The organism is Ruegeria atlantica (assembly GCF_001458195.1).
Classification (GTDB): Bacteria; Pseudomonadota; Alphaproteobacteria; order Rhodobacterales; family Rhodobacteraceae; genus Ruegeria; species Ruegeria atlantica.
This window is the reverse complement of the sequence record NZ_CYPU01000036.1, coordinates 42,128-49,577: the sequence shown is the minus strand read 5'-3', so window position 1 is coordinate 49,577 and position 7,450 is coordinate 42,128. Positions and strand designations below refer to the sequence as shown.

General features: G+C 53.9%; 5 protein-coding genes. 4 read left to right on the top strand and 1 reads right to left on the bottom strand.

Annotated elements, in window-relative coordinates; genetic code table 11:
* Positions 1-843: LysR family transcriptional regulator (locus tag RUA4292_RS09830; RefSeq protein WP_145974933.1), on the top strand; the 843-nt coding region annotated here is incomplete at its 5' end.
* A gap of 661 nt (positions 844-1,504) precedes the next feature.
* On the opposite strand, the gene RUA4292_RS09825 is transcribed toward RUA4292_RS09830, so the two are convergent.
* Complete coding sequence (locus tag RUA4292_RS09825) at positions 1,505-2,875, bottom strand: tetratricopeptide repeat protein (RefSeq protein ID WP_145974932.1); 1,371 nt, start codon at positions 2,873-2,875, stop codon at positions 1,505-1,507.
* Between the two features lie 204 nt (positions 2,876-3,079).
* Between RUA4292_RS09825 and gntH the strand changes: the two genes are divergently transcribed.
* Genes gntH through RUA4292_RS09810 form a run of 3 tightly spaced genes read left to right on the top strand, consistent with a single transcriptional unit; the run spans position 3,080 to position 7,442 of the window.
* Entirely contained in the window at positions 3,080-4,375 is a 1,296-nt protein-coding gene (gene gntH / locus RUA4292_RS09820) for a guanitoxin biosynthesis MBL fold metallo-hydrolase GntH (RefSeq protein ID WP_145974931.1), read from the top strand.
* Between the two features lie 11 nt (positions 4,376-4,386).
* The gene (locus RUA4292_RS09815) at positions 4,387-6,195 is read left to right on the top strand and encodes a hypothetical protein (protein WP_145974930.1); all 1,809 of its coding nucleotides are present in this window, start codon (positions 4,387-4,389) and stop codon (positions 6,193-6,195) included.
* On the top strand, positions 6,192-7,442 hold the full coding sequence (locus RUA4292_RS09810) for a HupE/UreJ family protein (RefSeq protein ID WP_058274438.1): 1,251 nt from the start codon (positions 6,192-6,194) through the stop codon (positions 7,440-7,442). Before RUA4292_RS09815 ends, RUA4292_RS09810 begins: the two co-directional genes overlap by 4 nt.
* The last annotated feature ends 8 nt before the right edge of the window (positions 7,443-7,450 follow it).

The window sequence follows — 7,450 nt, the reverse complement described above, 5'->3', positions numbered from 1 at the left end:
ATCGCGGCCGCCGCGCGTGAAGATGGGACACCCAAGCCTAGCCTTAGCCGCCGAATGGCTAATCTGGAAGCGGCCATTGGAGAGAAGCTGTTTGATCGCGGCGCCAATCGGCTTTCCTTGACACCACGCGGCGATGAGTTGAACGCGCGCCTTCGACCGGCGATGCAGAGTGTGGCGCAGGCCTTGAATGAATTGGATGATTGGCATTCAGACTACGCTGGACACCTGGCCATGCATATCCCACCCAGCTTGCTGCACTTTGGTATACGTCAGACAATCAGCGTCTTTTTGGAGGCGCACCCAAATACGAAATTTGATTTAGCTCTGAACAACCGACCTGTCCAACGTTTGGACACCAATACGCACTTGGCCTTGGTGATAGGTGGACTACCCGACAGTGACTTGATCGCTGCTCGAGTAGGGCATACCCGCCGCATTCTGGTCGCCTCACCGGAATATGTGGGGACGCATTCCGAAATTGCGCATCCTGACCAACTCAGCGACCATATCGTGACCGCACCCGGCCCACACGTGCCACTTATTCTGCGTCATGAAGACGGCAGGAACTGGGCCCAATCGTTTGAACCGCAATTTGCAATTGATGATGTTCGTGACGTTACGAATGAAGCCATATCAGGCCGCGGCGTGGCAATTTCCACGACTATTGCTGCCGCTGGAGACTTGGCGAAAGGCCGTCTGACCCAGTTGCTGCATGATTGGCAAGAGCAACCGATGCCAATTTCCATTCTCTACCGAGACAACCGTTTGCAATCACGCCTCGAAAGAGACTTTATCAAAGTGCTGCGTGCCGAGTTGAACAAGTCTTTAACCGATCACTTGTAGAAGATAGTCAAATTCAAAAGGAGACCAAACCGTAAGTGGAAACAGTAGTCGAGAACCGATAGCTTCTTTCCGTACTGATGTTCCGAATGGCGGTTTTGTCCGCCTAGCTACCCTCTGAACAGAGAATCTGCGGCATGGGGTTCGCAATGACCGCTTTTTATGCGGCAGTGCAGCGGTTGCATGCTGTGTCCCCAGACCGAAAGGCGGGCTTTGCAAAGTACACAAACTGTGTATTTCTGCCATCCGTGGCTGGCGCAGCATTCGACAAAGAGGGCTCTCTACCGTCATTCTCTGCGGTTGTCGCCGACTGGTGGATAGAGCCCTTACCTGCCTTTCCCAAGCTACTTGACCTCTGCGCGTGCATGCGTCCGGTAAGCGGACAAACCCGCCTTTTGCCGACGCGGCTTTCGCTCTTGCAGCAATACCTCGCACCTGCAGCGGGAACTTATAAGCGATGCAGTGAGTTTCACTGAACCGGACATTCACCCGCACTGATCTCGCCAGACTTCAAACCGCGCTTTCGCTGCATCTAGGTTCGACAATTGAGACGCGGACAAGCTTGTAGTTCGCTGCAAGTACTCCAATGACCGCAGTAGTCGTGGAGTCAATCATTTGTCAAAAGCCAATCGATCCCAAAAATAGTATTGGATCAGAACTCGGCTCAATCCCTCGCAGTCGCGTTGCCTTCGTCATTTGCAACTTTGGAAGTCCATCCGAGTTCCCGTAGAGGCGCGAGGATTTCTTCGACGTGTTCGTGGTTTTGATAGATCCCTGCGAACATTATCCCGAGCGGTGCATTAGGCCAGGCGCGGTTAAGTTCCGCCAGTTTACTATTTGCCTCAGTGACTCGCCCCAATCGTTGCAGTGCGGCTGCCTGGTAGGCCAAAGATGGCGCACTCAAAGGGTCTCCGAATGCAGCAGCGGCCTCAAATCCCTCCAGCGTTTTCTCATTATTGCCGAGATGATAATTCGCTGCGCCATATATATTGCGGTTGGCAAATCGTTGATTGCTTCGACCTTTGAGATTGGTGCGATCAGCCGCTTCAATTGCCTCTTCAAACCGTCCGGAAAAGAGTGATATCGCACCGTGAAAATCCAATACGTGACCGTCTTGGGAAGTCATATCCTTCGCTCGGGAAGACAGTCGGTAAGCCGCTTCATAATCACCTTTGGCAACTTCCGCCCATGCGAGCGCAGATTGAACCCATGGTTCAGTTGGGCCGAGCGTAAGCGCCTTCTGCGCCATAGCTCCAGCAAGCGCAGTGATCTCTTCTCTCTCTGATCCCTTTGGTGTGAGGATTGCCTTTGTAGCGAGCGTTTGAGCGGCACCGGCATAGCCCCCAAAATACTCCGGATCAGTGGAAATGATATGTTGGAAGACTCCGGTTAGAAGTTCCTGCCTGGATCGTTCAAAAATTGGAAAAATCAAGCCGCGGGCCTGTTCCGCGAAGTTGGCAGCCTGCAAAGCCGCCGCCGATTTCTCCAGTAGAGCCTGTCGTGTCAGTTGCTCATGTTGTGACGCGGCCTGTGCATCCGGGTTCTGAACTTCTACGGGTTGTTTCAAGGTTGTATTAGCGATTAGGGCACCCAGCCCCCCTCCGATAACAAACACTGACAGCATCGTCAGAGCAGAACGCTTCCGGCTCGGTGTGGGCGTTCGTGTGGGGACATCCACATACTCAAACCTCGGGCAGTATCCGCCACTGTCCAGATGGATATGTACCGGATCCCGCTTTCCTTCGGTCTCATAGTACATGCCCAAATTCTGGCGCAACTGGCGTGCATGTACGCGAACGATGTTCTCGGGATCGCCGCTATCCTGAGGCACGCGTTCATAAACATCCTGCGCTATCGTCTTGCCGCGAATTGCATCACCTCGCCCGGCAAGCGCTTCGTCCACTATGTATTTCAGAAACCCGCTGAGGCGCTCACTCTGAGAGAACATCTCATTCGCAAGGATGCTTTCCAGTGCTGCGCGAACATCAGCATTAGTTATCTGCCTTTGTCCCTCAACTGCCTGAGTCTGTTTCAATATCACTCCTCACGGCGAAGCATCTGATCGCTCGATAAAAACGTGAATCACCCCTGAATCACCGTGAATACATTACAATTTTTGCATTCAATTCCGATCATGAAGCCACTGAATTCATTCGGCAACCCTAAAGCCGAAGGATCAAGGTGACAGTTCGCTTGCGCAAGCGCAGGTTTCACCAAATTCATTGGAGGATCAGCAATTATGAAACGGAGAACTCTACTAAGGTTGTCGACAGTGTTTGTCGCCGGTCTTGCCTTTGGCGCTTGGGTCATAGCTCCAGATGAAACCACGCGGGTCACCGGGGAGGTGGTGGAGCAAATTCTGTTTCCATCTGCTGCCTACGCCGACGAAGCCGCCCCAACTTTCTCACCCGTGAAGGCGCTGGCCGAACGAGACGTCTATTATCCGGGAACGGAGGATATAGCCGAAGACGAAATGCGGGTGACGGCGTGCGGCACCGGGATGCCAAATGCCCGACCTGCCCAAGCGGCGGCTTGTTTTTTGGTTGAACTTGGAAATGGCGACAAATTCATTTTCGACATCGGTACAGGGTCGGCAGAGCGGTTGAGTGGCCTGGCGATCCCCTATGACTACCTCGACAAGGTTTTCATCGGGCACCTGCATGCCGATCACATCGGCGATCTGGATGCCCTCTGGGTCGGTGGGGTCATTGGCAACCGGCAAAGACCGTTGCGTGTCTGGGGACCCAGCGGTGCCGAGCCCGAGCTGGGAACTGCTCATGCGGTCGAGGGTATGAAACAGATGATGACGTGGGATTCTGCATCGCGTTTGGGAAACGTGAACACACTGGGTCTGGAGATCGAGATGAACGAGTTCGACTACAAGCTCGAAAACGAAATCATCTACGACGAGAATGACGTTGTAATCCGCACAATGCCGGCGGTGCATGCGTTGGATGGTTCAGTCAGCTACACGCTGGCATGGAATGATCTACTGTTTGCGTTCACGAGCGATACCTATCCGAACAAATGGTACATCGAGTATACCAAAGGCGCGGATATTTCTATTCACGAGAGCTTTTTGCCCCCGGAGCTTTTGGTGAAAAAGCAGAAATGGCCGGTTGAAGATGCCCTGAATGTCGGAACGCAGGTTCACACCGAACCATCCATGATGGGCAAAGTGATGTCGATGACTGAGCCGCGCATGGCTGTTGCTTACCATTTCTTTAATGACTTCGACACTTCAACAATTGTCGAGCAACAGATCCGCAAGACCTATGATGGCCCGCTGTCGATGGCAACGGATTACATGGTCTGGAACATCACCAAGGATGACATCCGTGTGCGGATGGCTGTGATCAACGAAGATGTCTGGCCGTTGCCCTCTGTGACAGAGAAGTTGCCAGCAGATCCCGCAGAAATGGTCGGTTTCACTGACTTCCTTCTGGAGGGCCGCGAGGTCTTTAGCGATCTGATCGAGGAAATCTACGCCGAAACCAACGATATGTTCGGCACAAACGTGCCTTTGCCGAACTGAGGATGGCTCTGATGAAACGCAATATGGACTGGGCCGCTTGTGCGGCGGCCCCCTCCCGCCTTAAACATTTGGCAGCGGCGATCATTGCTTTGCTGATGTTGGCAAGTGGCGAGCTGCGGGCGGATTATCTCAATACAAACGGCGCAGAGAGTGCCCCAAACTTCGCTGAAGTCCGGGTGCTGGAAGATCGTGTTCGGGTGGCTTTGGAGATTGACCTCAAGGATTACGCTTTCTTTCTTCCTGCGGTCGTTCGACCAGAAGCAAACTCGCTAAATCCGGTTTTACTTTCCAAAAACCCAGCGGCAGCATTCAAGGTCAGCATTGGCGACACGGTTGTGGCCCCAATTGTCAATATTGCCGAACTTCGCCCCCGTGCAGACCGACCGATGCCAATTCGCATTGCGGGCATGCCTGCACCACCAACGCCCGCGCCGCGAACACCAGATGTGATCTATGCTGAGTTTGATTATCCATTCACCGGACAGCCTGAAGAAATAACAGTTGTTCCGCCGACTGACGCGGGTGGAAGACCGACGGTCACAATTGGGTTCCTATCATGGCACAAAGACATTGCCGTCAGCGATTATCGTTACCTCTCAGTCGCTGAAACGATGATATTGGATTGGGATGACCCTTGGTACAGTTCATTTGAAAACAGAATTATTACCCGCCACAACACTGCTCCGATAATGTCCTTTATTTCCATCGAACCGAAGGAAGTTCGCCACGAGATCATTTTTCGACTGCGCGATCTTGCGGCGTGGGGAAATCTGGATTTGAAAGATCAGCCTGTTCTTGATGCCCATGCAGTCGCGAAAGTCAAACAGGATGCCATAGAACTGCTTGCGAAGAGCAATCCAATCGAAATTGATGGAATGCAAAGGCAGCCATCGACCGTCCGCGTTGAGCAGGTTTCCGTGGGGCTCAGGGGACTGAATGTGCTGGAATTTCCTGAATTCACGGATCGCGACACCGCGATGTTTGGCGCGATACTGAGCTACCCTCACGATGATTTGCCCGATCAGCTTAAATTGACATGGGAGTTGTTTTCCGACCGTAGCGTCCCGGTCCCCGTTCGTGTATCAGACCCGGCTGGCGGCGTTCCTGAAACAGCTACAACCACTGACCCATCCGTTGTCTGGAACAACTTTTTGACTTCGTGGTCTGCACCGGAACCCAAGTCTGTTGTCCTGTTGCGTGGTCGAGAGCTCAATGTCCCGATTGTCTCCCTAATACTTCTGGGATTAGCCCTGGTCACCTTATTCGCAGCGATGCGAAGTTCAGCTTGGCGCCGTTACGCATTAAGTGCGCCCGCTACACTTTTATTCGTCCTGTCATTCCTGGCGAGCGGGGCGACGCAAAACCTTCGTCTGCCAATAACCGGAGATCTCCGCCAGAGCGAAGCGTCGCAAGTCCTTGATGGGATTCTGAAAAACGCAAGTATCGCCATGCTGAGCGTCGATGAAGCAGTTTTTCAGGCATCGCTCGATCCCTTCGTGCCAATCGAAAACCAAAAGGGCGTCGGAGCGGAAATGCGACGGGGTTTGTCAGTTTCTTTACCCTCTGGAGCCCTGGCCCGCACCGAGGCAATTGATGGCATCAAAGTTGACGAAGCAGAAAGTTTCGGTGACGGCCAGCAGATTTTAGCCAGTTGGAATGCTTATGTCAGTGGCGGACATTGGGGGCATTTGCACAGACGGGTCATTAAGTACCGCGCTCTTTTTGATGTCTCAGTGAAAAGCGGAGTTTGGTATCTCACGGGCCTGACAGTCCTCGAAGCCCACACCGGCAAACGAGACGAGGCGGGAGGTGAAACATGAGGATCATTGTTGTCTTCCTTGCTCTTTTTGCGTGCGTTGTTGCCACCTCCTCTCAGGCGCACTTTAAGCTGAACCAAAATGTCCGTGTTCATCATATGGTGCGTTCGGACGAAGGCCTTGACGTCCATCTGCGCACGCCGATGTCTTATCTGGTCGCCGAACTTGTTGGCCTCGAAGGCCCGGACGGTTTGCCGGAGCCTGCGCCCTATACGTACAACCGGATCGAAGATGGCGTACTCATGCACTACTTGGATCAGGGTGCCCTGCTCAGCGATCCGGGCGGGTTGGCAAAGATCGCGGCGAGTTCCCTTCAGCTGTCAGTCGATAGAACGACACTTCCCGCATCGGTGGTTGCGCTACGCTTGCATCCCATTGGAACCGAACCCGGCTTTGCAAACCTGTCAGAGGCCAGAGACGCGCTTGCGTCCGGTTCGGTGTTTCCAGCTTCGGCTGGTGAAACTTATGTCGGCGACGTCATAGTCGATATCCATTTACGCTATGTCAGCGGACCAGTTGCGACCTACAGCCTGTCCCATACATCCAATCCCGGACTGCCAGGACAGGAAAACACGGCAAACCTTATTCTGGACTATAACGGTCAAGAAGTCCGAACTTTTCGCGCCACGGGGCTGATGCATGACCCGGTTAACGTATCCGGTTCAGCGACCGCTGCGGCCTCAACCTTCATTGTCGAAGGCATCCGACACATCCTCGAAGGTCCCGACCACGTGCTGTTTGTGCTCTGCATGATCATCGGCGCGCTAAACCTGCGCAGCCTTCTGGCGCGGGTCACAGGCTTTACCCTCGGCCACACTGTCACATTGATCCTCGGGTTCTTCGGCATAGCTCCCAGTGGTGCCTGGTTCATTCCCACGGTCGAACTGGCAATCGCCCTGTCCATCGTTTACGCGGCCGTAATGGCCGTGACGCCATCGACCCAGGAGCACGGCAATCTGAAAGCCTTTGGCATAACCTCGGGCATCGGGTTGCTGCACGGTTTCGGGTTTTCCTTCATGCTGCATCAGATCCTGCGTGTCGACGCCCCAAACGTCTGGCACAGCCTTCTGGCCTTCAATGTCGGGGTCGAGATCGGGCAGCTGATGATTGTTCTGCTTGTTTGGCCGCTGGTGCTGTTCCTACGCAGGCAACCCGGCCGCATCTGGATCGGCTCTCGTGCCGCCGTGGCCGCATGTGCCGCCCTGATAGCAATGGTCTGGGTGGTCGAGCGGGCGGAGTTTTTCCTGTGAACCATGCT